The organism is Streptomyces sp. KLMMK (assembly GCF_036961605.1).
Classification (GTDB): domain Bacteria; phylum Actinomycetota; class Actinomycetes; order Streptomycetales; family Streptomycetaceae; genus Streptomyces; species Streptomyces telluris.
Genome location: NZ_JBAMDC010000071.1, coordinates 1 through 23,489 on the forward strand (window position 1 = coordinate 1; position 23,489 = coordinate 23,489).

The following is a 23,489-nucleotide window of genomic DNA, read 5'->3' on the forward strand; positions in this document are numbered from 1 at the left end:
GAGCGCGCCGGGGACCTGAGCCGGGACGACGACCGCCCGCTGTACTGGGCGCGGCTCGGCATGACCCGCGCCCTGCGGGAGTGGAAGCCGGCCTTCGGCCTGTCCGGGCCGCAGCGCGCCGGGCTCACCGGCCGCGTCGAGCGCTCCTCGCGCGGCCAGGACTCCATCGACCTCCCCGCCGGGGAGCAGGTCAGGCGCGTCCTCATCACCGGCTTCGACCCGTTCCAGCTCGACGCGGACCCCCGCCGCTCCAACCCCTCCGGGGCGGCCGCGCTCGCCCTGGACGGCACGACGATCGACACCCCGGCCGGCCCGGCGCGCGTCGAGGCCGCCGTCTTCCCCGTCCGCTGGGCGGACTTCGCCGACGGCACGGTGGAACGGACGCTGCTGCCGCACTTCCGGCCGGGCCCCCGCCGGGTGGACGTCTTCACCACGATCAGCCAGGGCCGCCCCGGCCGCTTCGACGTCGAGCGCACCAACGGCGCCTGGCGCGGCGGCTACCCGGACAACGCGAACGTCTCCCGCACGGAGACCGTGCCGGTGCCGCCCGGCGTCCCGACCGTGCACCCGCAGCCGCAGTGGACGTCCACCAGCCTCCCGTACGCGGCGATCACCGCGGCCGCCACCGGGCCGTTCCCGGTGCGCGACAACACCGAGGTCACCGAGATCCCGGCGGGCGCCGTCGAGCCGGTCGACCGGCCGGACGGGCCGACCCCGGGCTCGACCGCCCGCGCGGGCGGCGGAGGCGACTACCTCTCCAACGAGATCGCCTACCGGGCGACCCTGCTGCGCGACGCGGTGCGCCTGGGCGTGCCGGGCGGGCACCTGCACACCCCGGTGCTGCAGTTCGGGCAGGGCAACACGGATCCGGCGACCGGCACGGTCACCGACCCGGAGTTCGTCCGCAACCGGCTCGCGATCGTCGCGCAGGTGCGGTCGATCACAGGGGTGGCCGTCGCGGACGGACGGACGCCATGATGGCCGGATGATCATCGCTGCAGCTCAGTTCACCGCCCGGCCGTGCGACATCGAAGCGAACGCGGCCCGGATGGCCGCGTTCGTCACCGAGGCGGGGGAGCGCGGCGCCGCGCTCGTCGTCTTCGCCGAGCTCGCCGCCACCGGCTACGAGCTGGACGCGATCACCGGCGGGGGCGACCGGCTGGTCATGGAGCCCGGCGACGCGCGGCTCGCCCCCGTGCGGGACGCGTGCCGCACGGCGGGCGTCGCGGCCGTGGTCAACTGCGCGGGGCGGACCGCCGCGGGCACGACGATCACCAGCTACGTCTACGGCCCGGACGGCGCCCTCCTCACCCGCTACGACAAGGTGCACCTGACGGACACGGAGCGGGCAGCGGGTTTCGCGGCGGGCACCGGAGAGGGCCGGTTCACGCTCCACGGCGTTCGCTTCGCGCACGTCATCTGCTACGACGCCCACTTCCCCGAGTGCGCGGCCCGCGCCGCCGCCGACGGGTGCAGCGTGCTGCTCGCCGGCTCGCTGTACGGGCGGGGCGGCGGCGCACAGGAGCGGATGGAGATCTTCCCCGCGCTGGCGAAGGCCGGCGGCCTCCACGTTCTGCTGGCGAACCACTGCGGCCCGTCGGGCCCGTACGACGCCTGCGGCCTCAGCGCGGTGTGGGCGCCGGACGGCTCCGTCCTCGCGGAGGGCTCACCCACGGAGGCGGGGCTGGTGACGGCCGCGCTGCCCCTCGGCTGAGCGCCTGCCCGGGCTCGCTCGAGAAGGGGCTTTTCCACGAAGGGGCTTTTTCTCAGCCGAGCGCGGCGCCCTCGTCCTCCGTCCGGGGACCGGGGCCGCCGGAGGCGTCCTCCGCGGCGGCCTCTTCCCCCATGAGGTCCCGGACGAGGAGCGTCGCACCGGCCACCGCGCCCGGCATCACGAACACCGCCACGAACGGCACCAGGAACAGCAGCGTCAGCGGCACCCCGAAGCCCAGGGTGAGCAGCTTGCGCGAGCGCAGCAGCCGCAGCCGCTCGCGCAGCGGCACGCCGCGGCGCTGCAGGGCGACGGCGGTGAGCTCCTCGGCGAGGAAGAAGCCGGAGATGCAGAAGCCGAGGGCCGGGATCACGGTCTGCCCGACGACGGGCACGAAGCCGAGCGCGAAGAGCAGCACGCCCCAGACGGCGACGCGCACGAGCACCGCGAGGCTCTCGCGGGCCGAGATCCACAGCTCGCGCCAGAGCGGCAGCCCGGACTCGGGGACGTCGCCGCCCACGGAGCGGTCGACCCGCTCGGACAGCTCCTCGTAGAACGGCTGGCCCACCAGCAGGGTCACGGCGGTGAAGGAGATGAGGGCCAGCAGCAGGCCGCCGCCGAAGAGCAGGACGGTCAGCGCGCCCCGGAACAGGCCGGCCCAGGGGGAGGACCAGCCGTCGGCGAAGGGCGTGGCCCAGCCGACGGCGTCGTCCGCGTACAGGGCGAGGCAGACGACCGCCGCCGCGTAGCCGACGAGGGTGATGAGCCCGGGCAGCAGCCCGAACCCCCACTGCCGCCGGTTGTGCGCCACCCAGCGCTGGCCCTTGCCCAGGTACGTCAGTCCCGCCATGAGATCTCGCATGGCGGGAAGGCTATCCGGCGCGCTCCGGCCGGCCGGCGGGGCGGACGGCCGGAGCACGCGGGACGGGCGGGAACGGCCTCAGAACGTGACGATCATCTTGCCGGTGTTCTCGCCCCGCAGCATGCCCAGGAACGCGTCCACGGCGTTCTCGACGCCGTTGATGACCGTCTCGCGGTACTTGAGCTCGCCGGAGCGCACCCAGCCGCCGACCTCCTGCACGAACTGCGGCTGCAGCGCCTGGTGATCGCGGACGATCATGCCCTGCAGGCGCAGCCGCTTGCCGATGATCGCGATCATGTTGTGCGGGCCGGGCTGGGGCACGGTGTCGTTGTAGCCGGCGATGGCGCCGCAGAGGGTGGCGCGGCCGTGCAGCCTGAGGGCGCCGATCGCGGCCTCCAGGTGCTCGCCGCCGACGTTGTCGAAGTAGACGTCGACGCCCTCGGGCGCGGCCTGCTTGAGCTGCTCGGCGACCGGGCCGTTCTTGTAGTTGAAGGCGGCGTCGAAGCCGTACTCCTCGACGAGGGCCTTGACCTTCTCGTCCGTGCCCGCGCTGCCGACGACGCGCGAGGCGCCCTTGAGCCGGGCGATCTGGCCGACCTGGAGGCCGACCGCGCCCGCGGCGCCGGAGACGAAGACGGCGTCGCCCTCCTTGAAGGAGGCGACCTCCAGCAGGCCCGCGTAGGCGGTCAGGCCCGGCATGCCGAGCACGCCGAGGTAGGTGGACAGCGGCGCGAGCTCCGGGTCGACCTTGACCGCGTGCGCGGCCTCGACCAGGGCGTACTCCCGCCAGCCGAGGCTGTGCAGGACGTGGTCACCGGGCCGGAAGGCGTCGCTGCGCGAGGCGACGACCTCGCCGACCGCACCGCCCTCCATGGGCCGGTCGAGCTCGAAGGGCGGGATGTAGGAGCGGGCCTCGTTCATCCGGCCGCGCATGTACGGGTCCACCGACATGTGGATGTTGCGCACCAGGATCTGCCCCTCGCCGGGCTCGGGGACGGCCGTCTCCCGCAGCGCGAAGTCCTCGGGCGTCGGCCAGCCGTGCGGACGGGCGACGAGGTGCCATTCACGGCTGGTGGTGGGCGTGGCGGACATGGAACGCGACCTCCTGGTGAGCAAGTAAAAGGTTAAGCAACTGAAACAACCATGCGCCTCGATATTTCATGTTGTCAAGCAACGCGTTAACCTGGATCCATGGCCCCCCGAACCGATGCCCTGACCCGTGAGGTCGTCGATCTCATCGCGACCGTCGTGGCCCGCTACCACGAGGAGTACGAGGAGGCGGCGGCCAAGCACGCGCTCACCGGCGCCCAGGCGAAGGTCCTCGCCCTGCTCGCGCGCGAGTCCCTGCCGATGCGCCGGATAGCCCAGCTCCTCAAGTGCGAGCCGTCGAACATCACCGGCATCGTCGACCGCCTGGAGGCCCGCGGCCTGGTGGAGCGGCGCCCCGACCCCGACGACCGCCGCATCAAGCTCGCTGCGGCCACCCCGGCCGGCCTCGACACCGCCGGGCGCCTGAGCGAGTCGCTGGACTTCGCCCGCGAGCCGCTCGCCGCCCTCTCGGCCGAGGAGCGCGGGGTCCTGCGGGACCTGCTGCGCCGGATGCTGGAACCGGGCGCCTGAGCGGACGGGAAGAAGGGCCGGCCCGGCCGCCCCCTACGCGGGGAGCCGCAAGTCCGCGGCCGTGGTCACCGTGCCCAGGCGCGGCATGTCCAGCGTCACCGACGCCCGGTGCTCCTCCGCCGTCAGCGCGCTCATCGCGTCCTCCGCGAACACCAGCCCGTAGCCGTGGTCGGCGGCCGCGCGGGCCGTCGACTCCACGCCCAGGTTGGTGGCGATCCCGCCGAGGACGAGCGTCCGCACGCCGCGCTCGCGCAGCCGCGCGTCCAGGTCCGTGCCGTGGAAGGCGCCGACCGCCCGCTTCACCACCTCGACGTCGCCCTCCTCGGCGAACCCCGCGAGCAGCCCGCTCCCCGGCGGCTGCTCCGGCACCCCCGGCCGCTCGGTGCGCACCACGACCACCGTGCCCCCGGACTTCCGGAACGACCGCGCCAACTCCTCCGCCGTGCGGACCACTTCGTCCCCGCTGCGCGGAGCGAGGGGGAGCGCGACCATGCGCTCCATCAGGTCGACGAGGACGAGGGCGGTGCGCTGCGGGTCGATTTCCGTCATGGCCAGACGGTACCGGTCGGGCACGGGCCGCGGGCGGCCTGCGGAACGCCTCCGGGATGACGATAGGTAAAGCTTGCCCGACGTCCGCATGGCCGCAGGTGCGCGGCAGGGAGGGAAGTTGACCCGCGCAGGGGTGAACTTGCTTATGAGTAAGGTCTGTTCATCGGATACCGTGCTGGTGAGCAGGCGCGAACGCCCGCCCGGACGTGGCTTTGGCCAAAGCCGGGGGCGTGCAGTGCGCGTGCGCGCGGTGCCGGACGGCCGGAGCGAGGGTACGTACGCCCGCGCCGCGCGCAGGCCGCACGACCGCGTCTGACCGGGGCGGGGCCACCTGACAGGTCCCGCCCCGAGCCACGCTCGGGCCCGGGCCGGGCCTCAGGCCGGGTGCTTCTCCGCGGTGATGGTCCGGTAGGCCAGCGCCGCCAGCTCCCCCTGGCCCTTCCTGCTCGGGTGGAACCAGTCCCACTTGCTGAGCGCCTCGCTCGTGAAGTCGTAGCTGTGGACCGCGCCGTCGTAGCGGCACAGGGCGTCCTGGCCGCAGACGTCCTTCAGGACCGCGTTGTACTCGGCGACCCGCTTGACGACCTGGGCGCGGCGCTGCTCCGCCGCCGGGTCGGCGGACTCGGAGTCCTTGAGCATCGACGGGCAGATGCCCAGCTTCCAGACCGTCTTGGCGTAGCCGTTCGCGCGGCCCTGCGTCCACAGGCGCTGCAGGTCGGGCACGCCGGCCACGTAGAGCTGCGACTTCGGCAGGGAGGTGCGCAGCTTCTTCACCGAGGCCTCGAAGTCCGCGCGGAACGAGGCCGTCGGCGTCATGTCGGCCACATTGTCGCGGCAGGCGTCATTGGCGCCCAGGAGGACGGTCACCAGCTCCGGCTTGTGGGCGATCGCCGACTGCATCTGCACCGGGAGATCGGCCATCCGGGCGCCGGTCCGCGCGTAATTCCAGCTGCTGGTCTGCGGTGACGCCAGCAGTTTCCGCGCGACGCTGTCGACCTGCGTGCCCGTGGCCCAGGAGACCTCCGGGCAGTCCGCGAGCACCGAGCAGGCGTCGAATCCGCGCGTAATGGAGTCGCCCAGCGAGGCGATGGAGCCGGGGCGGGTATTCCAGGCGGGGGCGGCGGGCGAGGCGCTCGGCTTTCCCGCGGACGTGTCCCCTCCACCGCTGTCACAGCCCGTGACGAGCAGGGCTGCCGAGAAGGCGGAGACCGCTGCGACGGCCGCCCTGGCGGCTCCGCGCACCTTCCGCACCGTGCTGCGGCGCATCGCTTTTTCCCCTCCGGCCGGGTGATATCTGTTCGGGTCCGACGGTACGTCACCGCGGGGGTCCGTTCGCACGGTAGCTTTTCCCCGGGGTGGTTGTGCCGGGCCCCGGGGCGGCTTTGCACTTCCGGCACAACTGAAATACGACACGTCACATCCTGTCCCTTTCAGGAGAAATGCTCCCGATGGTGTTTACTGTTGGTAACCTCGCGAGCTGGTGCGGGAGTGGCCATTGGGGCAGAATGTTTCACGCTGTCCCAGGCGGGACCGGTACGGGTGCGAGGCCGCTGGGGAAGGCGAACCTCGAACCGCACTGGAGGTCCCGGTGACGACACGTGGAGTTCTGTATGTGCACTCCGCGCCGCGCGCGCTGTGCCCGCACGTCGAATGGGCGGTCGCGGGCGTGCTCGGTGTGCGGGTCACCCTCGACTGGATCCGGCAACCCGCCTCGCCCGGCACCTGGCGTGCCGAATTCTCCTGGCAGGGCCAGGTCGGCACCGCCTCCAAACTCGCCTCCGCACTGCGCGGCTGGCACCTCCTGCGCTTCGAGGTGACCGCCGAGCCGTGCGCCACGGCGGAGGGCGAGCGCTACAGCTCCACACCCGACCTCGGCATCTTCCACGCCGTCACCGGCATCCACGGCGACATCCTCGTCCCCGAGGACCGGCTGCGCGCGGCCCTCGCCCGCGCCGCCCGCGGCGAGACGCAGCTGGAGGCCGAGGTCGCCAAGCTCCTCGGCAAGCCCTGGGACGACGAACTGGAGCCCTTCCGGTACGCGGGCGAAGGCGCACCGGTGCGCTGGCTGCACCAGGTGGTCTGAAGCACCGACCGGGCGTGCGGGCGTTCGCCCTTGCCCTGGAGTGCGCTCCACCCCCTAGCGTCGGGGCATGAGCGAAGCGATCACCTCGGGCACGGGCGGGCCGTCGGCGGGCGCGCCGGCCGTCGCCGTCCTCGGCACCGGCATCATGGGCGCCGCCATGGCCCGTAACCTCGCCCGCGCCGGGCTCTCCGTCACCGCCTGGAACCGCAGCCGGGACAAGGCCGAACCCCTCGCCGCCGACGGCGTGCGGATCGCCGCCACGCCCGCCGACGCCGTCCGCGCCGCCGGCGTCGTGCTGACCGTGCTGTACGACGGCGCGGCCACGCTCGCCGCGATGGGCGCCGCCGCCCCCGCCCTGCGGCCCGGCACGGTCTGGGTCCAGTCGGGCACCGTCGGCCTGGAGGGCTTCGAGGGTCTCGCGGCCTTCGCGGACGAGCACGGACTCGCCCTCGTGGACGCCCCCGTCCTGGGCACCAAGCAGCCCGCGGAGGAGGGGAGGCTGACCGTGCTGGCCGCCGGGCCGGAGGAGGCGCGCAAGGCCCTGGAGCCGGTCTTCGCCGCCGTTGGCAGCCGGACGGTGTGGCTCGGCGGCGCCGCCGCGAGCGGCGCGGCCACCCGCCTCAAGCTGGTCGTCAACAGCTGGGTACTGACCGTCACCCACGGCACGGCCGAGGCGCTCGCCCTGGCCAAGGGCCTCGGCGTGGACCCCGCGGGCTTCCTGGACGCCGTCGCCGGAGGCCCGCTCGACATGGGCTACCTGCACGCCAAGGCCGCGGCGATCCTCGGCGGCGACCTCACCCCCAGCTTCGCCACCGCCACGGCCGAGAAGGACGCCCGCCTCATCGTCGCCGCCGGGGAGCGGGCCGGGGTGCGCATGGACGTGGCGGCCGCGGGCGCCGAACGCTTCCACCGGGCCGTGGAACAGGGCCACGGCGAGGAGGACATGGCGGCTTCCTACTACGCGTCCTTCGACGCCCCCTGAGGGAGGCGGGGCAGGCGCTGAAACGGCGACGGCCCGCCCCGGGGGTGCCGGGGCGGGCCGTCGCGTCGGGCGGGGTGCGGTCAGACCGAGCGGAGGGCCAGGACCACGTTGTGGCCGCCGAAGCCGAACGAGTTGTTGATCGCGGCGATCGGGCCCTCGGCGGGAAGGGCGCGCGGCTCGTTACGGACGATGTCCGCGTCGATGTCCTCGTCCAGGTCGTCGACGTTGATGGTCGGCGGGGCCGTGCGGTGGTGCAGGGCGAGGACGGTCATGACCGTCTCGATGCCGCCCGCGCCGCCCAGCAGGTGGCCGGTCATCGACTTGGTCGCGGAGACCGCGACGTGGTCGAGGTCGTCGCCGAGGACCTTGCGCAGCGCCTTGATCTCGGCCGCGTCACCCTGCGGGGTGGACGTGGCGTGCGCGTTGAGGTGCACGACCTCGGACGGCTTGAGGTCGGTGCTGTCGAGCAGGCTCTGCAGCGCGGCGGCGATACCGCGGCCGGTCGGCTCGGGCTGGGCGATGTGGTGGCTGTCCGCGGACAGGCCCTGGCCCAGCACCTCGCAGTAGACCCGCGCGCCGCGGCGGGCTGCGTGCTCGGCGGACTCGAGGATCACGACGCCGGCGCCCTCGCCGAGGACGAAGCCGTCACGGGCCTTGTCGTACGGGCGGGAGGCCTTCTCGGGCTCCTCGTTGTTCTTGGACATCGCCATCATGTTGGCGAAGGCGGTGATGGGCAGCGGGTGGATCGCCGCCTCGGTGCCGCCGGCGACGACCACGTCGGCGCGGCCGGTGCGGATCATCTCGACGGCGTAGCCGATGGCCTCGGCGCCGGAGGCGCAGGCGCTGACCGGGGTGTGCACGCCCGCCTGGGCGTTCACCTCCAGGCCGACGTTGGCCGAGGGGCTGTTCGGCATGAGCATGGGCACGGTGTGCGGGGAGACGCGGCGGACGCCCTTCTCCTTGAGCACGTCGTACTGGTCGAGCAGGGTGGTCACGCCGCCGATGCCGGAGGCGATGACGGTGCCGAGGCGCTCGGGGGCGATGGACGAGTCCTCGCCGGCCATGGCGGTGTAACCCGCGTCGGCCCAGGCCTCACGGGCCGCGATCAGCGCGAACTGCGCCGAGCGGTCCAGCTTGCGGGCGAGCGGGCGGGGCAGGACATCACCGGGGTCCACCGCCGCGGAAGCGGCGATGCGGACCGGAAGGCCGGCGAAGCGCTCACCTTCGAGGGGCTTGACGCCGGACCGGCCGGCGAGCAGAGCCTCCCAGGTCGTCGCGCTGTCGCCACCCAGCGGTGTGGTTGCGCCGATACCGGTGACGACCACGGTGCGATTGGTCGAGCTCACAGGAATTCTGTCTCCACGTGTAGAGGTGCTGGTGAAACCGCCACCGCTGGGGTGGCGACGAACGCTTCGGTCAGTCCTGGTGCTTCAGGATGTAGCCCGCGGCGTCGCCGACGGTCTTGAGGCCCTTGACGTCCTCGTCAGGGATCTTGACGTCGAAGCGCTCCTCGGCGGCGACGACGACCTCGACCATGGACAGCGAGTCGACGTCCAGGTCGTCGGTGAAGGACTTGTCCAGCTGGACGTCCTCGACCGGGATGCCGGCGATCTCGTTGACGATCTCGGCGAGGCCCTTGAGGATCTCTTCCTGGGTGGCGGCCATGTGCGGCGCTCCTTCTATCTGTGCGGTGGAACTGCGTGGTAAGGAACTGCTGGTGCGGTGAGCTCCGCGCAGCGAGGCGGGGGCCGGGCTGCGCGGATCTCGCCTAGGGGAGGGTAACGACCGTGGCGGCGTAGACGAGACCCGCCCCGAATCCGATGACGAGCGCGGTGTCCCCGCTCTTCGCCGCGCCGGTGGCCAGGAGCCGCTCCATGGCCAGCGGAATGGAGGCCGCGGACGTGTTGCCCGTGGTCTCCACGTCACGGGCGACCGTGACGCTCTCCGGCAGCTTGAGGGTCTTGACCATCGAGTCGATGATCCGCATGTTGGCCTGGTGCGGGATGAAGACGTCCAGGTCCTCCGCACTGACCCCGGCGTCGTCCAGCGCCTGCTGGGCGACCTTGGCCATCTCGAAGACGGCCCAGCGGAAGACCGCCTGGCCCTCCTGCGTGATGGCCGGGAAACGGAGCTCGTCGAGGGCCTTGCGGGCCTCGGGGCCGTCCCCGCCGGGCACCGGGGTGGTGCGGTAGGCGTCCCACCCCAGGGTCTGCTTGATGGTGTTGGACTTGTCGCCCTCGGAGCCCCAGACGGTGGGGCCGATGGCCGGCTCGTCGGAGGGGCCGACGACCACGGCGCCCGCGCCGTCGCCGAAGAGGAAGGCCGTCGCGCGGTCCTCCAGATCGGTCAGGTCCGACAGCCGCTCGACGCCGATGACGACGACGTACTCCGCAGAGCCCTCGACGACCAGGCCCTTGGCCAGCGTCAGCCCGTAGCCGAAGCCCGCGCAGCCGGCCGAGATGTCGAAGGCGGCCGGCTTGTCCGCGCCGATCCTGTGCGCGATCTCGGTCGCGATCGCCGGGGTCTGGTGGAAGTGCGAAACCGTCGAGACGACCACGGCGCCGACCTGCTCCGGGGTGATGCCCGCGTCGGCGATGGCCTTGCCGGCCGCCTCGACCGACATCGCGGACACCGTCTCCTCCGGACCGGCCCAGTGCCGCGTCGCGATGCCGGAGCGGGAGCGGATCCACTCGTCCGAGGAGTCGATGTACTTCAGGATCTCCTCGTTCGGCACCACCCGGGTGGGGCGGTAGCCGCCCACGCCGAGAATGCGCGCGTACGGGGCGCCCTTGCTCGGCTTGATCTTCGAGGTCATGCTCAGAGGCTCCTTATTCGGCCGGGGACCCGGCGGGTGCGGCGTGCTCGGCGATCAGCTCACGGGCTGCGTCGAGGTCGGCCGGCGACTTCAGGGCCAGGGTCTTCACGCCGGGCAGGGCACGCTTGGCCAGACCGGTCAGCGTACCGCCGGGGGCCACCTCGACCAGGGCGGTGACGCCGAGCTCCTTGAAGGTCTCCATGCACAGGTCCCAGCGGACCGGGTTGGCCACCTGGCCGACCAGCCGCTGCACGATCTCCGCGCCCGAGGCGACGACGCCGCCGTCCTTGTTCGAGACGTAGCGGGTGTGCGGCTCGGCGGGGGACAGCTCCTGCACGGCGGCCTCCAGGGCCGACACGGCCGGGGCCATGTGGTGCGTGTGGAACGCACCCGCCACCTTCAGCGCGACGACCTTACGGGTGCCCTCGGGCTTGTCCTCCGCGAGCGCGGCCAGCTGCGCGGCGGTGCCGGCGGCCACGATCTGGCCCGCGCCGTTGACGTTGGCCGGGGTCAGGCCGAGCTTCTCCAGGTGCGGCAGGACGACCTCGGGGTCGCCGCCGAGCAGCGCGGACATGCCCGTCTCGGTGACGGCGGCGGCCTCGGCCATGGCCAGGCCGCGCTTGCGGACCAGCTCCATGGCGGAGCGCTCCGGCAGCACGCCGGTCAGCGCCGCCGCGGCGAGCTCGCCCACGCTGTGGCCCGCGGCCGCACCCACCAGGCGGGCGAAGTCATCCGCCGCCGGGAACAGCTGCCGGGCCGAGACCAGCGCCGACGCGACCAGCAGCGGCTGCGCGACGGCGGTGTCGCGGATCTCGTCCGCGTCGGCCTTCGTGCCGTAGTGGACCAGGTCCAGGTCGATGGCGGCGGACCACTCACGGAGCCGGTCTTCGACACCGGGGAGGTCGAGCCAGGGGGTCAGGAAGCCGGGCGTCTGAGCGCCCTGGCCGGGAGCGACGAGTACGAGCACCCTCACACTCTCTCTCGTGGACGGCTCCGGCCACCCGTGGGGATGGGGACCAAGAACCGTCAGGGGAATTGTTGACGTTCGACAAAAGGCTAGAGGGCCGTCTCCGTGTCGGCCAGACGCCCCAGGATGAGCGCGATCCGCAGCGTGAACGCGGAGCGGACATCGGAAGGTGACCACCCGGTGACGTCCGTCACACGTCGGAGGCGGTATCTCACGGTGTTGGGATGGACGAACAGCATCCGTGCCGCACCTTCCAAGCTACTCGCCTGCTCCAGGTAGACGCTCAGCGTCTCCAGCAGAGCCGAGCCCGCTTCCTGGAGCGGTCTGTAGATCTCCTCCACCAGCTGATCGCGGGCCGTGGTGTCCCCGGCCATCGCCCGCTCCGGCAGCAGATCGTCCGCCGGCACCGGACGGGGGGCGTCCGGCCAGGCCGCGCACGCCTTGAGGCCGGCCGCCGCGGCCTGCGCCGAGCGCGTCGCCGACAGCAGGTCCGGCACCACCGGGCCGGCCACCACCGGGCCCGCCGCGAACGGCCCGATCAGCGCCTTGGCCGTCTGCAGCGGATTGTCGGAGCCGCCCGCGATCACCACCAGGCGGTCGCCGAGCACCCCCGTCAGCACCTGCACCTTGGCGTGCCGCGCCGCGCGCCGGATCGCCTCGACCGTCAGCTCGCTGTCCCCGTTCGGGGCGGTGCCGAGCACCACGCAGACGTGCGCCGGGGCGCTCCAGCCGAGGGCTGCGGCCCGGGACAGGGCACCCTCGTCGGCCTCGCCCGAGAGCACCGCGTTGACCACCAGCGACTCCAGCCGGGCGTCCCACGCGCCCCGCGCCTCGGCGGCCTGCGCATAGACCTGCGCGGTGGCGAAGGCGATCTCGCGGGCGTAGACGAGCAGCGCCTCCCGTAGCACGCCCTCGTCGCCGGGGGCCGCCACCTCGTCGATCGCCGACTCCATGACCTCGATGGTGGTCCGGACCATCTCCACCGTCTGGCGCAAAGTGATCGCCCGCGTCAGCTCGCGCGGGGCCGTGCCGAACACGTCCGTGCTGATGGCCTGCGGGGTCTCCGGATGCCGGAACCACTCCGTGAAGGCCGCGATGCCGGCCTGGGCGACCAGGCCGATCCACGACCGGTTCTCCGGGGGCATCGCCCGGTACCACGGCAGCTGGGCATCCATGCGGGCGATGGCGGCGGCGGCCAGCGTGCCGGATGACTTCTCCAGGCGGCGGAGGGTGGCGCTGTGCGGATGCGGGGTGTTAGCGGCGGGTTCAGGCACGGGGACAAGCCTGCCTTATTCGGGTCCGGTGCGGGGTCGCCGGGCTACCGTAGCCCGATGACGCACGTACAGCGGTCCGTCCAGCGCGCCGGTGAACGCTTCCGCGGCGGCGACCCGGACGCCGGGATCGAGACCTGGCACGCCTTCTCCTTCTCCGGCTTCTACGACCCCGGCAACGTGCGGTTCGGGCCGCTCGCCGCCTGCAACGAGGAGCGGCTTGCCGCCGGCGCCGGTTTCGCGGAGCACCCGCACCGCGACGTCGAGATCGTCACGTGGGTGGTCGAGGGCGAGCTCACCCACGAGGACTCCACGGGCCGCACCGAGATCGTGCGGCCCGGTGACGTGCAGCGGCTCAGCGCCGGCGCCGGCGTCCACCACGCGGAGCGGAACGAGGGCGGGGCGCCCCTGCGCTTCGTGCAGATGTGGCTGACCCCGTCGGAATACGGCGGCGAGCCCTCGTACGAGGTGGTGCGGGGCGTCGCCGACGACGCGTCGTACGTGTTGCCCGGGGCGGAGGCGGTGCTGCACGTGCGGCGGCTCCGGGCCGGCGAGCGGGGTTCCCTGCCGGGGGCGCCGTGGGTGTACGTGCACGTCGTCCGCGGCGATGTCCGGCTGGACGGGGAACTGCTGCTCGGTGCCGGGGACGCCGCGCGTCTGCTGGACGCCTCCGGGACGGACGTCGAGGCGCTCGGCGCCGGCGCGGAGCTGCTGGCCTGGGAGATGCACGCCGAGCCGCACTTCGGCTGACCCGGCCCTTCGCGCACCTTCCGGCGGAGGTCAGGCCGGGCGGAGCTCGGCCAGGACCGCGTCCGTCAGGGCCGGCCAGACCTCGGTCGCCCACGGCCCGAACGCGCGGTCCGTCAGGGCGACGCACGCCGCGCCCGCGGCGGGGTCCACCCACAGGAACGTCCCCGACTGCCCGAAGTGGCCGAACGTGCGGGGCGAGGACGACGCGCCCGTCCAGTGCGGGGACTTGCCGTCGCGGATCTCGAAGCCGAGGCCCCAGTCGTTCGGCCGCTGGTGCCCGTAGCCGGGCAGGATCCCGGTGAGGCCGGGGAAGGCCACCGACGTCGCCCCGGCCACGGTCTCCGGCGAGAGCAGCCGCGGCGCCTGCAGCTCCGCGGCGAAGCGCACCAGGTCGGCGACGGTGGAGACGCCGTCCTTGGCGGGCGAGCCCGGGAGGTCCGTCGCCGTCATCCCCAGCGGCTCCAGCACCGCCTCCCGCAGGTAGTCCGCGAAGGGGATGTCCGTGGCCTTGGCGATGTGGTCGCCGAGCACCTCGAAGCCGGCGTTGGAGTAGAGCCGCCGCGTGCCCGGCTCCGCCATGGCCCGGTGCTCGTCGAAGGCCAGCCCGGAGGTGTGGGCGAGGAGGTGGCGGACCGTCGAGCCCGCGGGACCGGCCGGCTCGTCGAGCTCGACCGCGCCCTCCTCGACGGCGACGAGCGCGGCGTAGGCGGCGAGCGGTTTGGTGACGGAGGCCAGCGGGAAGCGGTGCTCCACCGGGCCGTGTGCGCCCACCGTCGTGCCGTCGGCCCGGACGACCGCCGCCGCAGCGGTGTCCACCGGCCAGTTCTCGATCATCCGCAGGCTCTGCATGGCTCCGAGCCTATCCCGGCCCCGCCGCCCGGCCGCTCCGGCCAAGATTCCCCCAAGTCTTCGCTTGCCTGGAGTGCACTCGAACTCTCTAGCGTTGTGGTCATCGCAAGGGCAACGACTGCGAACGCCCGCGAAACAGGGGGAAGCTCGATGACCGTCTTGGAGACCGCACCGGCCGTCGTGGACACCGCGCCGCCGGCCGCCGTGTGCACCGTGCTGGAACGGCAGCGCCACAGCCGCCCGGCGGGGCGCGACCGCTACACGATCAGCGAAGTGGCCGACTGCACGGGGCTGTCGGTCCACACGCTGCGCTGGTACGAGCGGATCGGGCTGATGCCGCACGTGGACCGCTCGCACACCGGCCAGCGCCGCTACACGGACCGGGACCTCGACTGGCTGGACCTGGTGGGGCGGCTCCGCCTGACCGGCATGCCGGTGGCCGACATGGTCCGCTACGCACGGCTCGTCCGCGAGGGCGAGCACACGCTGGCCGAGCGGGAACGGCTGCTGACCGCGCACCGCGAGGACGTCCGCACGCGCATCGCGGAGCTGCGCAGCACCCTCGAGGTACTCGACTACAAGATCGACATATACGCCGACGCCCGGCGACGGGCCGAGGGCGCCGAAGGGGCCTGACGCACTGATGACCGACACCAACGACAAGATCCCGACCGCGGTCCTCGGGACCGGCGGCCCCGAAGTGGGCGTCCAGGGCCTCGGCTGCATGGGCATGAGCTTCGCCTACGGCCCGACGACCGACCCGGACGAGGCGCGGGCGACGCTGGAGCGCGCGCTCGAACTGGGCGTCACGCTCTTCGACACCGCAGACGTCTACGGCCTCGGCGAGAACGAGAAGTTCATCGCGCCCTTCGTCCGGGCCCATCGCGAAGACGTCGTCCTGGCCACCAAGTTCGCCCTCGGGACCGACCCCGAAAACCCGCAGGTCCGGACGATCCGCAACGACCGCCCGTACATACGGCAGGCCGTGGAGGCCAGCCTGCGGCGGCTCGGCGTCGACGAGATCGACCTCTACTACATGCACCGGCGCGACGTGAACGTCCCCGTCGAGGAGACGGTCGGCGCCATGGCCGAGCTGGTCGCCGAGGGCAAGGTCAAGCACCTGGGCCTCAGCGAGGTCACCGCCGGCGAACTGCGCGCCGCGCAGGCCGTGCACCCGATCGCCGCCGTGCAGTCGGAGTGGTCGCTCTTCAGCCGCGACATCGAGACGCACGTGGTGCCGGCGGCGCGGGAGCTGGGCGTGGCCCTCGTGCCCTACTCCCCGCTCGGACGGGGCTTCCTGACCGGCTCCTTCGTACGGGCCGAGAGCGAGCTGTCGGGCGACGACTTCCGCCGCACCATGCCGCGCTTCACCGGCGGCAACGCGGAGGCGAACGCGGCGCTGCTGGAGCCGGTCCGGCGGATCGCGGAACAGCACGGCACCTCCCCGGGCCAGGTGGCCCTGGCCTGGGTCCAGCAGCAGGCCGGGGTGCACGGCCTGACGGTCGTTCCGATCCCCGGCACGCGCCGCCGCTCCCGCCTGGAGGAGAACACGGGCGCCACCCGCATCACCCTGACGGCGGACGAGCTCGCGGCCCTGGAGCCGATCGCCGGCAGGGTCGCGGGCACCCGGTACGCCGACATGGCGTTCACCTCCGCCGGCCGCGAGTAGGCCCGGCCACGGGCGGCGCGGTACGGGTGACGTCCCGTCACTGCCCGCCCGGGGCCACCAGCCCCGACTCGTAGGCGAAGATCACCGCCTGGGCGCGGTCGCGCAGGTCCAGCTTGGACAGGACCCGGCCGATGTGCGTCTTGACGGTCTGCTCGGCGAGCACCAGGGACGCCGCGATCTCCTGGTTGGACAGGCCCCGCGCGATGAGTTCGAGGACTTCGGTCTCGCGCGGCGTGAGCCCGTTCAGCCGCAGGGACGGGCCCTTGCGGCGGGCGGGGCGCTGCTTGGCGAAGTCGGCGATCAGACGGCGGGTCACGGACGGGGCCAGCAGGGCCTCTCCGGCGGCCACGACCCGGACGGCCGAGATCAGGTCCGCGGGCGGGGCGTCCTTCAGCAGGAAGCCGGAGGCGCCCGCGCGCAGCGCCTCGTAGACGTAGTCGTCCACGTCGAACGTCGTCAGCATCAGCACCTTGGGGCGGTGGTGCACGCCGCGCGGGGGGTCGAGGAGCTGCCGTGCGGCCTCCAGCCCGTCCATCTCGGGCATCCGGACGTCCATCAGCACGACGTCCGGGTGGGCGCTGCGGCCCAGCTCCACGCCCTGCCGCCCGTCCGCGGCGTCGCCGACGACGTCGATGTCGGGCTGCGCGGCCAGCAGCGCGGCGAAGCCCGCCCGCACCATGGCCTGGTCGTCGACGATGATCACCTTGATGGTCATGCGGTACGGGAGTCCTCTTCTTTTCCTGTGGTGCCCGTGAGCGTTTCCGTGGGGAATTGCGTGCCCGGTCCCGAGGTGAGGGGGAGCCGGGCGGCGACGCGGAAGCCGCCGCCGTCCAGCGGGCCGGTGTCGAGCGTGCCGCCGACCAGCCGCACCCGCTCCCGCATGCCGATCAGGCCGTGGCCGGTGCCGCCGGTCTCCACCGGCCGCGCGTCCCGGTCCGCCGCGGCGGTGTTGACGACCAGCACCATCAGGTCCGTGCCGGCCTCGCCGACGGACACCGACACCCGCGTGTCCGCCCCCGGCGCGTGCCGGACGACGTTGGCCAGGGCCTCCTGGACGATGCGGTACGCGGAGAGGTCCACGGTCTGCGGCACGGCGTCCGGCAGGGGCTCCGGCATGGTCAGCTCCACCGGCAGCCCGGACCGCACCGTCGCCTCGACCAGCTGCGGGATCCGCGCGACGCCCGGCTGCGGCGCACGCTCGGCCCCGCCTCCGCCGGAGGCGTCCTCGCTGCGCAGCACCCCCAGCAGCCGGCGCATCTCGGTCAGCGACTCCCGCGCCGTGGCGGCGATCGCGCCGAACTCCTCGCGCGCCTGCTCCGGCAGGCCCGCGATGCGGTACGGGGCGCTGTCCGCCTGCACGGTGATCACCGACATGTGGTGGGCGACGACGTCGTGCAGCTCGCGGGCGATGCGGGTGCGCTCCTCCAGCAGGGTGCGCCGTGCCCGCTCGGCCTCGCTGATGGTCTCCTGCTCCGCCAGCGCCCGCCGTGCGTCGCCGCGCTCGCGCAGGGCCCCGGCGAGCAGCATCAGGATGCCGCCGGTGACGAACAGGGTGATCCAGACGTTGGAGGAGCTGCGCTCCGGTGCCACGCCCCGCAGGACCGCGCCCGAGACGCCCGTGGCCAGCCAGATGGCGAGGAGCGTCGGGCGCCGCTCCCGCATGCCGGCCGCGAGCATCAGCAGCAGCATGGTGATCACGGTCGTCGGCGGCCACGGCCACGGCCAGTCGCCGTTCACGGGCGGTCCGGCCAGTGCCGCCACGGCCGCCACGAGGCCCGCCGTGAAGGCGACGGCCCAGGCGAGCAGGGGCCTGCGGACGGCGACGAGCAGGGACACGGCCTGGGCGACGCCGAGGGACAGCGAGAGGCCGAAGCCCAGGCCGTACTCCTGCGCCAGGCCGTAGCCCGTCAGCGGCAGCATCAGGGCGGTGAACAGCCAGGCGACCACGTACGGCAGCCTCCGCACCCAGCGCCGGCGCGACCGGCCGCCCAGCGGCACGGGCGGCCCGGCGGGGGTGCAGACGTCGATCGCGAAGGCGCGCGCCCGCGCGAGGGGGGCAGGGGGTGACTGGATCATGACCCCTTCAGCCTAGGCCGCGGCCCGGGCAGGGACGTCACCCCGGGGTGGGGGCTTGCGGGTCATACCGGGGTAGCACCGGTAGCACAGACGCACGCCTTCAGGCAGGGTCACAGCTCGGCGAGCAACTGGGCCTTCTTCGCGCTGAACTCGTCGTCCGTGAGCAGCCCTGCGTCGTGCAGCGCGCCCAGGTGGCGGATGCGGTCGGCGATGCCGCCCGGGTCGGGCCGGGCGGCCGGGACGCGCGCGCCCGGCGAGGCCGGGGAGGCGGCCCGGACGGCCTGCAGGACGGCCGCGGCGAACGGCAGCGACTCGTGGATGAGCCCGTAGCCCATGCCGAAGACGACGGCCGCCGGATCCTGGTCGGCCTGGCCCGGCAGCCCGTCCTCGGCGCCGCGGGGCACGAGCCGCAGATAGCCGCCGGCGATCTCGGGGGAGCGCCACTGGACGCCCGAGAGCTCCTCGACGGCGAACCGCTGGTCGCCGGCCTTCCACTTGGCGGAGGACGCGCCGGTCCAGAACCACCGGAAGGCGACGGAAGCGCCGTCGAAGGAGGCCTTGCCGTCGTAGGCCTTGAAGGACGCCGGGGGAGTGGGGGCCGCGACCAGGGGGCGCTGGGCGGGCACGGCCGCGTCCGGGCCCAGCGCGGCCCGTATCTCGTCGGCGTAGTACTCGGCGAGGGCGTCGCGCTCGGCGGGAAGCACCAGCCGGTAGGGGTCGCTGCCCTCCTTGAGCTGGCCGTCGGCGACGTCCATCAGCGGATCGGCGCCCGGTCTCGGGACCGCACGCAGCACCACCGTCCCGCGCTTCCCCGGGGCCTGCTCGACGGCCGCGAGCGCCTCGTAGGGGATGCGTCGTTCACCGAGCGCCTGGAGCAGCTTCGGTGTGCGGATCCCCCGTTCGAAGCGGATGAGCACGGAGTCGGTGTCGAACTCCCAGACGGTGTGGAAACCCGTCAGCACATCACCCATGCCGTCATCGTATGCGTCGCCCGCTCGCGCGTCCCCCCTGCGGGGAGCGGGGAGCTACGCGCGTCGTCCGCCCGCGTGCTCCCGCCCGGCGTGCGGCCCTGTCCGGCTCGTACCGCTATGCGCCTTCGGTGCAGGAGGCGTCCGCGTCCGCGCAGGCGACCGTCGCCGGGGCGCCGACGCCGATGCCGGCGAAGTTGGCGAGGCTCGTCGTGCCGGGCTCGAAGTAGCCGGCGTGGCCCTCCGCGCCGCGCGCGGACAGCACCCGCGCCCCGAAGGCCTGCGAGACGGGGTCGGCGCCGTGGCCGAGGCCGCCGACCTCCAGGTGGGGAACGCCCTGGATCCAGTCGTCCGGGTCGCGCATGGCCCATATCCGGGCGCTGGTCCGCAGCTCGGAGACGTGCTCGGCGCGCATCCCGGGGCTGCCGGCCACCGCGACGTCGGTGACCCGGGACGGCATCTCGCGCGCGGCGACGCCGCACACCACCGAGCCGTAGCTGTGACAGAAGAGGGAGACCCGCGAGGTACCGGGCAGCGCCCGCACGGCGGCGCGCAGCCGCAGGGCGCCCTCGGCGGCGAGCTTGCCGGTGGCGGCGTCCATGCCCACCCCGGCGGGCGAGGTGTAGTCCGCCCAGGCGATGACGGCCGTACGGATGCGGGGGGCCGTCCTGCGCTCGGCGGCGTAGAGGGAGCGGGCCATGCCCACGGGGGCGCTGTAGGCCCGCTGGGACTTCTCGAACGTCAGCAGGTTGGTGTCGACGCCGGGGACGACGACGGAGACCCGCTCGGCCCGGTCGAGGTCGCCGATGACCTCCGCGACCCGGCCGGCGCCGGTGGGGTCGAAGGCGAGGATCTGCCGCCCGCCCTCGCGCAGGGACGCGAAGCGGTGCATCCGGCGCACGGCCTCCTGGCGGCCCACCGGGCTCAGGCCGCTCGCGTGGCTGCGGCGCTTCTCGACGGCGCGCGCCCGGTCGAGGGCGGTGCGGTTGGCGCGGTAGCGCAGGGCGGTCGGAGCGCCGTTGAGGTTGCCGACGACGAAGGGGTGGTCGTCGGCGAGCCGGGCCTGCTGGGTGCCGGTGAGGGAGGCGAAGAAGCGGGCCACGGCGCCGGGGGCCGTCCCCGGGGCCGGCAGCGGTCTGCCGGCTATGGAGCCGTGCAGCCAGGCGCTGAGCGAGACCGTACGGGCGTCCCCGGCCGCCTTGTGGCTTCTGACGGCCGTCCAGCCGGTCGTCCCGAGCATCACGAACACCACGGCCAGGGCGAGCAGTGCGCGCCACACGGTGGCCGTGGTCGTCCACGGTACGGAGGAGGGGGAGCCGAGCTCCGGGAAGGAAGTCACCGCGAAACACAGTAGGAGAAACGCGGCGGCGACTGCGAAGTCCGTGAGCTATCTCACGTTTGAGTGGGGGTAATTGGGCACATGCGTGGGTTTCTCGATCAGGCGCGCCAGTTTCCGGCCAAAGCCGGACCCAGCTGGTCCAGATAGGCCACGGTGAGCAGCCGGAGGTCCTCCAGGCCGCCCTCCCCGCGCTCGCCCCAGATCCTCGCCGTGACGCGCATCACCCCGCCGAACGCCGCCACGAGCACGTGCGGCCGCGGGTCGGCGCCCAGGTCCAGGCCCTCACGCCGGGCGATCTCGCGGGTCAGCTGCTCCTCCACTTCCGAGAGCTTCCGCAGCCGCGCCGCCAGCAGCTGGGGCGTCGACTCGATCATCCGGTAGGTGCGCATGTGCAGTTCGAGCGGCACGACCGACTCGATGACCTCGCTCGCGCCCTCCCAGGTGTCGAGCACGGCGCCGCGCAGCGCGGGCAGCGGCGCCTCGGCCGCCGGGCGGGAGCGCAGTGTGGCCAGGAAGAGGGCGTCCACGGAGGTCTGCATGGCCAGCGCGACCTCTTCCTTGTTCGCGAAGTAGCGGAAGAAGGTGCGCTGGGAGACCTCCGCGGCCTCGGCGATCTCGTCGACGGTGGTGCGCTCGTAACCCTTGAGGGAGAACAGCTCCAGGGCGGACCGGATGAGGGTGTCCCGCGTGCGCCGCTTCTTCCGCTCGCGCAGGCCGGGCGGCGGCGCCGTACGGGCCGCCGTGTCCTCGATCGCCGGCATCGCTCGTCTCTCCTCCGCCACGTTTGTGCTGCTCAGGATAGCCGCGCAGGAAAGTGACAGGCGTCAGCGGATGCGGTCGACAGCCAATTGGCAGGCACTGACATAATTCTCCCATGACGTCTCAGACCGCTGTCGCCGAGGCGCAGCCGGACCTCGGGCCCCGCAAGGGGCTCCGCGGCCACCCCTGGCTGACCCTCTTCTCCGTGGCGATAGGCGTGATGATGGTCGCGCTCGACGGCACGATCGTCGCCGTCGCGAATCCCGTCATCCGGGATGACCTCCACGCCTCGCTCGCCGATGTCCAGTGGATAACCAACAGCTACCTCCTCGCCCTCGCGGTCGCGCTGATCACCGCGGGCAAGCTGGGTGACCGCTTCGGTCACCGGCTGACCTTCCTCATAGGTACCACCGGCTTCGCCGTCGCCTCCGGAGCCATCGCGCTCTCCGGCAGCGTGTCGGCGGTCGTCGTCTTCCGGGTCCTCCAGGGCCTGTGCGGGGCGCTGCTGATGCCGGCCGCGCTCGGCCTGCTGCGCGCCACCTTCCCGGCGGAGAAGCTCAACATGGCCGTCGGCATCTGGGGCATGGTGATCGGCGTCTCGACCGCCGGCGGCCCGATCCTCGGCGGCGTCCTCGTCGAGCACGTCAACTGGCAGTCCGTCTTCTTCATCAACGTGCCGGTCGGCGCCCTCGCGCTCGCCCTGGGCCTGGTGATCCTCAAGGACCACCGGTCCGACCACGCCCCGCGCTCCTTCGACCTCCCCGGCATCGGCCTGCTGTCGGCAGGGATGTTCTGCCTCGTCTGGGCGCTGATCAAGGCCCGGGACTGGAGCTGGGGGGACGGCAAAACCCTGCTGTTTCTGGGAGGGGCGGCCCTGGCCCTCGTCCTGTTCGTCCTGTGGGAGACCAAGGCCCGCGAACCGCTGCTGCCGCTGGGCCTCTTCCGCTCCGTACCGCTGAGCGCGGGCACCGCCCTGATGCTGCTGATGGCCTTCGCCTTCATCGGCGGGCTGTTCTTCGTCACCTTCTACCTGCAGAACGTGCACGGCATGAGCCCGGTCGACTCGGGCCTGCACCTGCTGCCGCTGACCGGCATGATGATCGTCGCCTCGCCGGTCGCCGGCGCGGTCATCACCCGCCTCGGGCCCCGGATCCCGCTGGTCGTCGGCATGCTGCTGACCACCGTCGCGTGCTTCGGCATGTCCCGGCTGGAGGCCGGCTCCGGCACGGGCGTGATGTCGGTGTGGTTCGCCCTCTTCGGCCTCGGCCTGGCCCCGGTCATCGTCGGCGCGACCGAGGTCATCGTCGGCAACGCCCCGCTGGAGCACGCGGGCGTCGCGGGCGGCCTGCAGCAGGCCGCCATGCAGGTGGGCGGCTCGCTCGGGACTGCCGTGCTGGGCGCCGTCATGGCCGCCCGGGTCGACAACCTCCTGCCCGGCAAGTGGGCCGGCGCGGGGCTGCCCCCGGGCAGGCCGGAGGAGATGGCGCAGGCGGCCGACGCCGTGGCCGTCGGTGTGCCCCCGGTGCCGCCCGGGGCACCGCCGGAGGTGGCCGGGAAGATCACGGGCGTCGCGCATGACACTTTCGTGTCAGGGATGAGCCTGTCCTTCACCGTCGCCGGCGTCGTCGCGGCCGTCGCCGCCGCGGTCGCCCTGTTCACCAAGCGCGGATCCAACCCCGAGGCCGCGGCCGGAGCGGCCCACATCTGAGCCCGTCCGGACCGCTTCCCCTATCAGGGCCCCGCACCGCGGGGCCCTCTTGGCAGCAGGAGCCACTCCCGTCAGGATGCGGAATGCAACATTGCCGACACAGGGAGTGATCCTCATGCGTACGATCCGCACCGCCGCCGCTGTCACGGCCGCGGCCGCCGCGCTGGCCCTGTTCTCCGCGCCCACCGCCGGCGCCGCGGGCACGGCCGGCAAGGGGCGGCTCGGTACCTGCGCCGCCGGGCAGCTGTGCCTGTGGACGAAGGGCGACTTCCGCGGGACGCGCAGCACGAGCGAGCTCGCGGACATCGGCGTCGAGGACTGCGTGGCCTTACCGGCGGGCGTCAGCGCGGTCTCGCTGGCCAATCGCACGGGGCGCCCCGTCACCACGTATCAGAGCGCTACGTGCGCCGAGACGGGTGAGTTCAGCACGTACCCGTCGGGGACGTGGGTCCCGGAGAGCCCGTACGTCGTCCGGGCGTACAAGGTCTGGGAGCACTGACCGCCACGGAAA

The 23,489-nt window shown here is 73.3% G+C and carries 25 protein-coding genes; 10 read left to right on the forward strand and 15 right to left on the reverse strand.

Features of this window, described 5'->3' with window-relative positions; translation table 11 throughout:
- Both V7793_RS14070 and V7793_RS14075 read left to right on the forward strand, forming a co-directional pair.
- Positions 1 to 978 (forward strand): pyroglutamyl peptidase (locus V7793_RS14070; RefSeq protein WP_336006451.1); only part of this gene is annotated, 978 nt, incomplete at its 5' end.
- A 7-nt stretch (positions 979 to 985) separates the two neighbouring features.
- Entirely contained in the window at positions 986 to 1,714 is a 729-nt protein-coding gene (locus tag V7793_RS14075) for a carbon-nitrogen hydrolase family protein (RefSeq protein WP_336006453.1), read from the forward strand.
- 52 nt (positions 1,715 to 1,766) lie between these two features.
- On the opposite strand, the gene V7793_RS14080 is transcribed toward V7793_RS14075, so the two are convergent.
- Positions 1,767 to 2,573, reverse strand: coding sequence for an EI24 domain-containing protein (locus V7793_RS14080; RefSeq protein WP_336006456.1), 807 nt, complete (start codon positions 2,571 to 2,573; stop codon positions 1,767 to 1,769).
- Between the two features lie 78 nt (positions 2,574 to 2,651).
- Positions 2,652 to 3,665 carry an NADP-dependent oxidoreductase gene (locus V7793_RS14085; RefSeq protein WP_336006458.1) on the reverse strand — a complete coding sequence of 338 codons (1,014 nt, stop codon included), beginning with the start codon at positions 3,663 to 3,665 and terminating at the stop codon, positions 2,652 to 2,654.
- Between the two features lie 99 nt (positions 3,666 to 3,764).
- On the opposite strand from V7793_RS14085, the gene V7793_RS14090 reads away from it, so the two are divergent.
- Positions 3,765 to 4,193 (forward strand): MarR family winged helix-turn-helix transcriptional regulator, encoded by a 429-nt coding sequence (locus tag V7793_RS14090; protein ID WP_336006460.1) that lies wholly within the window; start codon positions 3,765 to 3,767, stop codon positions 4,191 to 4,193.
- A 33-nt stretch (positions 4,194 to 4,226) separates the two neighbouring features.
- On the opposite strand, the gene V7793_RS14095 is transcribed toward V7793_RS14090, so the two are convergent.
- Together V7793_RS14095 and V7793_RS14100 are read right to left on the reverse strand one after the other, a co-directional pair.
- The gene (locus V7793_RS14095) at positions 4,227 to 4,742 is read right to left on the reverse strand and encodes an isochorismatase family protein (RefSeq protein WP_336006463.1); all 516 of its coding nucleotides are present in this window, start codon (positions 4,740 to 4,742) and stop codon (positions 4,227 to 4,229) included.
- Between the two features lie 375 nt (positions 4,743 to 5,117).
- Entirely contained in the window at positions 5,118 to 6,008 is an 891-nt protein-coding gene (locus V7793_RS14100) for an SGNH/GDSL hydrolase family protein (RefSeq protein ID WP_336006466.1), read from the reverse strand.
- A gap of 322 nt (positions 6,009 to 6,330) precedes the next feature.
- On the opposite strand from V7793_RS14100, the gene V7793_RS14105 reads away from it, so the two are divergent.
- Positions 6,331 to 6,825 (forward strand): DUF3145 domain-containing protein, encoded by a 495-nt coding sequence (locus tag V7793_RS14105; RefSeq protein WP_190020853.1) that lies wholly within the window; start codon positions 6,331 to 6,333, stop codon positions 6,823 to 6,825.
- A gap of 67 nt (positions 6,826 to 6,892) precedes the next feature.
- On the forward strand, positions 6,893 to 7,807 hold the full coding sequence (locus tag V7793_RS14110) for an NAD(P)-dependent oxidoreductase (RefSeq protein WP_336006471.1): 915 nt from the start codon (positions 6,893 to 6,895) through the stop codon (positions 7,805 to 7,807).
- An 80-nt stretch (positions 7,808 to 7,887) separates the two neighbouring features.
- Here the strand turns inward: V7793_RS14110 and fabF are convergent, their stop codons facing one another.
- The 5 genes from fabF to V7793_RS14135 form a co-directional block, all read right to left on the reverse strand.
- Complete coding sequence (fabF, locus tag V7793_RS14115) at positions 7,888 to 9,153, reverse strand: beta-ketoacyl-ACP synthase II (protein ID WP_336006474.1); 1,266 nt, start codon at positions 9,151 to 9,153, stop codon at positions 7,888 to 7,890.
- A 70-nt stretch (positions 9,154 to 9,223) separates the two neighbouring features.
- On the reverse strand, positions 9,224 to 9,472 hold the full coding sequence (locus tag V7793_RS14120; RefSeq protein WP_179080761.1) for an acyl carrier protein: 249 nt from the start codon (positions 9,470 to 9,472) through the stop codon (positions 9,224 to 9,226).
- A 103-nt stretch (positions 9,473 to 9,575) separates the two neighbouring features.
- Positions 9,576 to 10,622 (reverse strand): ketoacyl-ACP synthase III, encoded by a 1,047-nt coding sequence (locus V7793_RS14125; RefSeq protein ID WP_336006481.1) that lies wholly within the window; start codon positions 10,620 to 10,622, stop codon positions 9,576 to 9,578.
- A gap of 13 nt (positions 10,623 to 10,635) precedes the next feature.
- Entirely contained in the window at positions 10,636 to 11,589 is a 954-nt protein-coding gene (locus V7793_RS14130; protein WP_336006484.1) for an ACP S-malonyltransferase, read from the reverse strand.
- A gap of 89 nt (positions 11,590 to 11,678) precedes the next feature.
- A complete protein-coding gene (locus V7793_RS14135) occupies positions 11,679 to 12,863 on the reverse strand; it encodes a PucR family transcriptional regulator (RefSeq protein WP_058044581.1) in 1,185 nt (394 codons plus the stop codon).
- Positions 12,864 to 12,920: 57 nt separating this feature from the next.
- Here V7793_RS14135 and V7793_RS14140 point away from each other — a divergent pair, with 57 nt between their 5' ends.
- A complete protein-coding gene (locus V7793_RS14140) occupies positions 12,921 to 13,610 on the forward strand; it encodes a pirin family protein (RefSeq protein WP_336006488.1) in 690 nt (229 codons plus the stop codon).
- Positions 13,611 to 13,640: 30 nt separating this feature from the next.
- Here the strand turns inward: V7793_RS14140 and V7793_RS14145 are convergent, their stop codons facing one another.
- Positions 13,641 to 14,459 (reverse strand): serine hydrolase domain-containing protein, encoded by an 819-nt coding sequence (locus tag V7793_RS14145; RefSeq protein WP_058044583.1) that lies wholly within the window; start codon positions 14,457 to 14,459, stop codon positions 13,641 to 13,643.
- Between the two features lie 150 nt (positions 14,460 to 14,609).
- Here V7793_RS14145 and V7793_RS14150 point away from each other — a divergent pair, with 150 nt between their 5' ends.
- Complete coding sequence (locus V7793_RS14150; protein ID WP_336006492.1) at positions 14,610 to 15,095, forward strand: MerR family transcriptional regulator; 486 nt, start codon at positions 14,610 to 14,612, stop codon at positions 15,093 to 15,095.
- Positions 15,096 to 15,102: 7 nt separating this feature from the next.
- Complete coding sequence (locus tag V7793_RS14155) at positions 15,103 to 16,128, forward strand: aldo/keto reductase (protein ID WP_336006497.1); 1,026 nt, start codon at positions 15,103 to 15,105, stop codon at positions 16,126 to 16,128.
- Between the two features lie 37 nt (positions 16,129 to 16,165).
- Here the strand turns inward: V7793_RS14155 and V7793_RS14160 are convergent, their stop codons facing one another.
- From V7793_RS14160 to V7793_RS14180, 5 genes are all read right to left on the reverse strand, one after another.
- On the reverse strand, positions 16,166 to 16,843 hold the full coding sequence (locus V7793_RS14160) for a response regulator transcription factor (RefSeq protein WP_336006500.1): 678 nt from the start codon (positions 16,841 to 16,843) through the stop codon (positions 16,166 to 16,168).
- Positions 16,840 to 18,204 (reverse strand): sensor histidine kinase, encoded by a 1,365-nt coding sequence (locus V7793_RS14165; protein ID WP_336006503.1) that lies wholly within the window; start codon positions 18,202 to 18,204, stop codon positions 16,840 to 16,842. Before V7793_RS14165 ends, V7793_RS14160 begins: the two co-directional genes overlap by 4 nt.
- A gap of 110 nt (positions 18,205 to 18,314) precedes the next feature.
- The gene (locus tag V7793_RS14170; protein WP_336006506.1) at positions 18,315 to 19,175 is read right to left on the reverse strand and encodes a DUF4429 domain-containing protein; all 861 of its coding nucleotides are present in this window, start codon (positions 19,173 to 19,175) and stop codon (positions 18,315 to 18,317) included.
- A 115-nt stretch (positions 19,176 to 19,290) separates the two neighbouring features.
- Positions 19,291 to 20,511, reverse strand: coding sequence for an alpha/beta hydrolase (locus V7793_RS14175; protein ID WP_336006511.1), 1,221 nt, complete (start codon positions 20,509 to 20,511; stop codon positions 19,291 to 19,293).
- A 98-nt stretch (positions 20,512 to 20,609) separates the two neighbouring features.
- On the reverse strand, positions 20,610 to 21,272 hold the full coding sequence (locus V7793_RS14180; RefSeq protein WP_336006516.1) for a TetR/AcrR family transcriptional regulator: 663 nt from the start codon (positions 21,270 to 21,272) through the stop codon (positions 20,610 to 20,612).
- A gap of 113 nt (positions 21,273 to 21,385) precedes the next feature.
- On the opposite strand from V7793_RS14180, the gene V7793_RS14185 reads away from it, so the two are divergent.
- Both V7793_RS14185 and V7793_RS14190 read left to right on the forward strand, forming a co-directional pair.
- A complete protein-coding gene (locus V7793_RS14185) occupies positions 21,386 to 22,978 on the forward strand; it encodes an MFS transporter (RefSeq protein ID WP_336006521.1) in 1,593 nt (530 codons plus the stop codon).
- Between the two features lie 115 nt (positions 22,979 to 23,093).
- The gene (locus V7793_RS14190) at positions 23,094 to 23,477 is read left to right on the forward strand and encodes a peptidase inhibitor family I36 protein (protein ID WP_336006525.1); all 384 of its coding nucleotides are present in this window, start codon (positions 23,094 to 23,096) and stop codon (positions 23,475 to 23,477) included.
- The last annotated feature ends 12 nt before the right edge of the window (positions 23,478 to 23,489 follow it).

Excerpts from the sequence above, each read along its gene's own strand:
- V7793_RS14140 (WP_336006488.1), top strand. The coding sequence starts at position 12,921 with ATGACGCACGTACAGCGGTCCGTCCAGCGCGCCGGTGAACGCTTCCGC.
- V7793_RS14185 (WP_336006521.1), top strand. The coding sequence starts at position 21,386 with ATGACGTCTCAGACCGCTGTCGCCGAGGCGCAGCCGGACCTCGGGCCC.
- V7793_RS14090 (WP_336006460.1), top strand. The coding sequence starts at position 3,765 with ATGGCCCCCCGAACCGATGCCCTGACCCGTGAGGTCGTCGATCTCATC.
- V7793_RS14165 (WP_336006503.1), bottom strand. The coding sequence starts at position 18,204 with ATGATCCAGTCACCCCCTGCCCCCCTCGCGCGGGCGCGCGCCTTCGCG.
- V7793_RS14075 (WP_336006453.1), top strand. The coding sequence starts at position 986 with ATGATCATCGCTGCAGCTCAGTTCACCGCCCGGCCGTGCGACATCGAA.
- V7793_RS14170 (WP_336006506.1), bottom strand. The coding sequence starts at position 19,175 with ATGGGTGATGTGCTGACGGGTTTCCACACCGTCTGGGAGTTCGACACC.
- V7793_RS14155 (WP_336006497.1), top strand. The coding sequence starts at position 15,103 with ATGACCGACACCAACGACAAGATCCCGACCGCGGTCCTCGGGACCGGC.
- V7793_RS14150 (WP_336006492.1), top strand. The coding sequence starts at position 14,610 with ATGACCGTCTTGGAGACCGCACCGGCCGTCGTGGACACCGCGCCGCCG.
- V7793_RS14085 (WP_336006458.1), bottom strand. The coding sequence starts at position 3,665 with ATGTCCGCCACGCCCACCACCAGCCGTGAATGGCACCTCGTCGCCCGT.
- V7793_RS14100 (WP_336006466.1), bottom strand. The coding sequence starts at position 6,008 with ATGCGCCGCAGCACGGTGCGGAAGGTGCGCGGAGCCGCCAGGGCGGCC.
- V7793_RS14125 (WP_336006481.1), bottom strand. The coding sequence starts at position 10,622 with ATGACCTCGAAGATCAAGCCGAGCAAGGGCGCCCCGTACGCGCGCATT.
- V7793_RS14145 (WP_058044583.1), bottom strand. The coding sequence starts at position 14,459 with ATGCAGAGCCTGCGGATGATCGAGAACTGGCCGGTGGACACCGCTGCG.
- V7793_RS14180 (WP_336006516.1), bottom strand. The coding sequence starts at position 21,272 with ATGCCGGCGATCGAGGACACGGCGGCCCGTACGGCGCCGCCGCCCGGC.
- V7793_RS14095 (WP_336006463.1), bottom strand. The coding sequence starts at position 4,742 with ATGACGGAAATCGACCCGCAGCGCACCGCCCTCGTCCTCGTCGACCTG.
- V7793_RS14080 (WP_336006456.1), bottom strand. The coding sequence starts at position 2,573 with ATGCGAGATCTCATGGCGGGACTGACGTACCTGGGCAAGGGCCAGCGC.
- V7793_RS14190 (WP_336006525.1), top strand. The coding sequence starts at position 23,094 with ATGCGTACGATCCGCACCGCCGCCGCTGTCACGGCCGCGGCCGCCGCG.
- V7793_RS14160 (WP_336006500.1), bottom strand. The coding sequence starts at position 16,843 with ATGACCATCAAGGTGATCATCGTCGACGACCAGGCCATGGTGCGGGCG.
- V7793_RS14110 (WP_336006471.1), top strand. The coding sequence starts at position 6,893 with ATGAGCGAAGCGATCACCTCGGGCACGGGCGGGCCGTCGGCGGGCGCG.
- V7793_RS14120 (WP_179080761.1), bottom strand. The coding sequence starts at position 9,472 with ATGGCCGCCACCCAGGAAGAGATCCTCAAGGGCCTCGCCGAGATCGTC.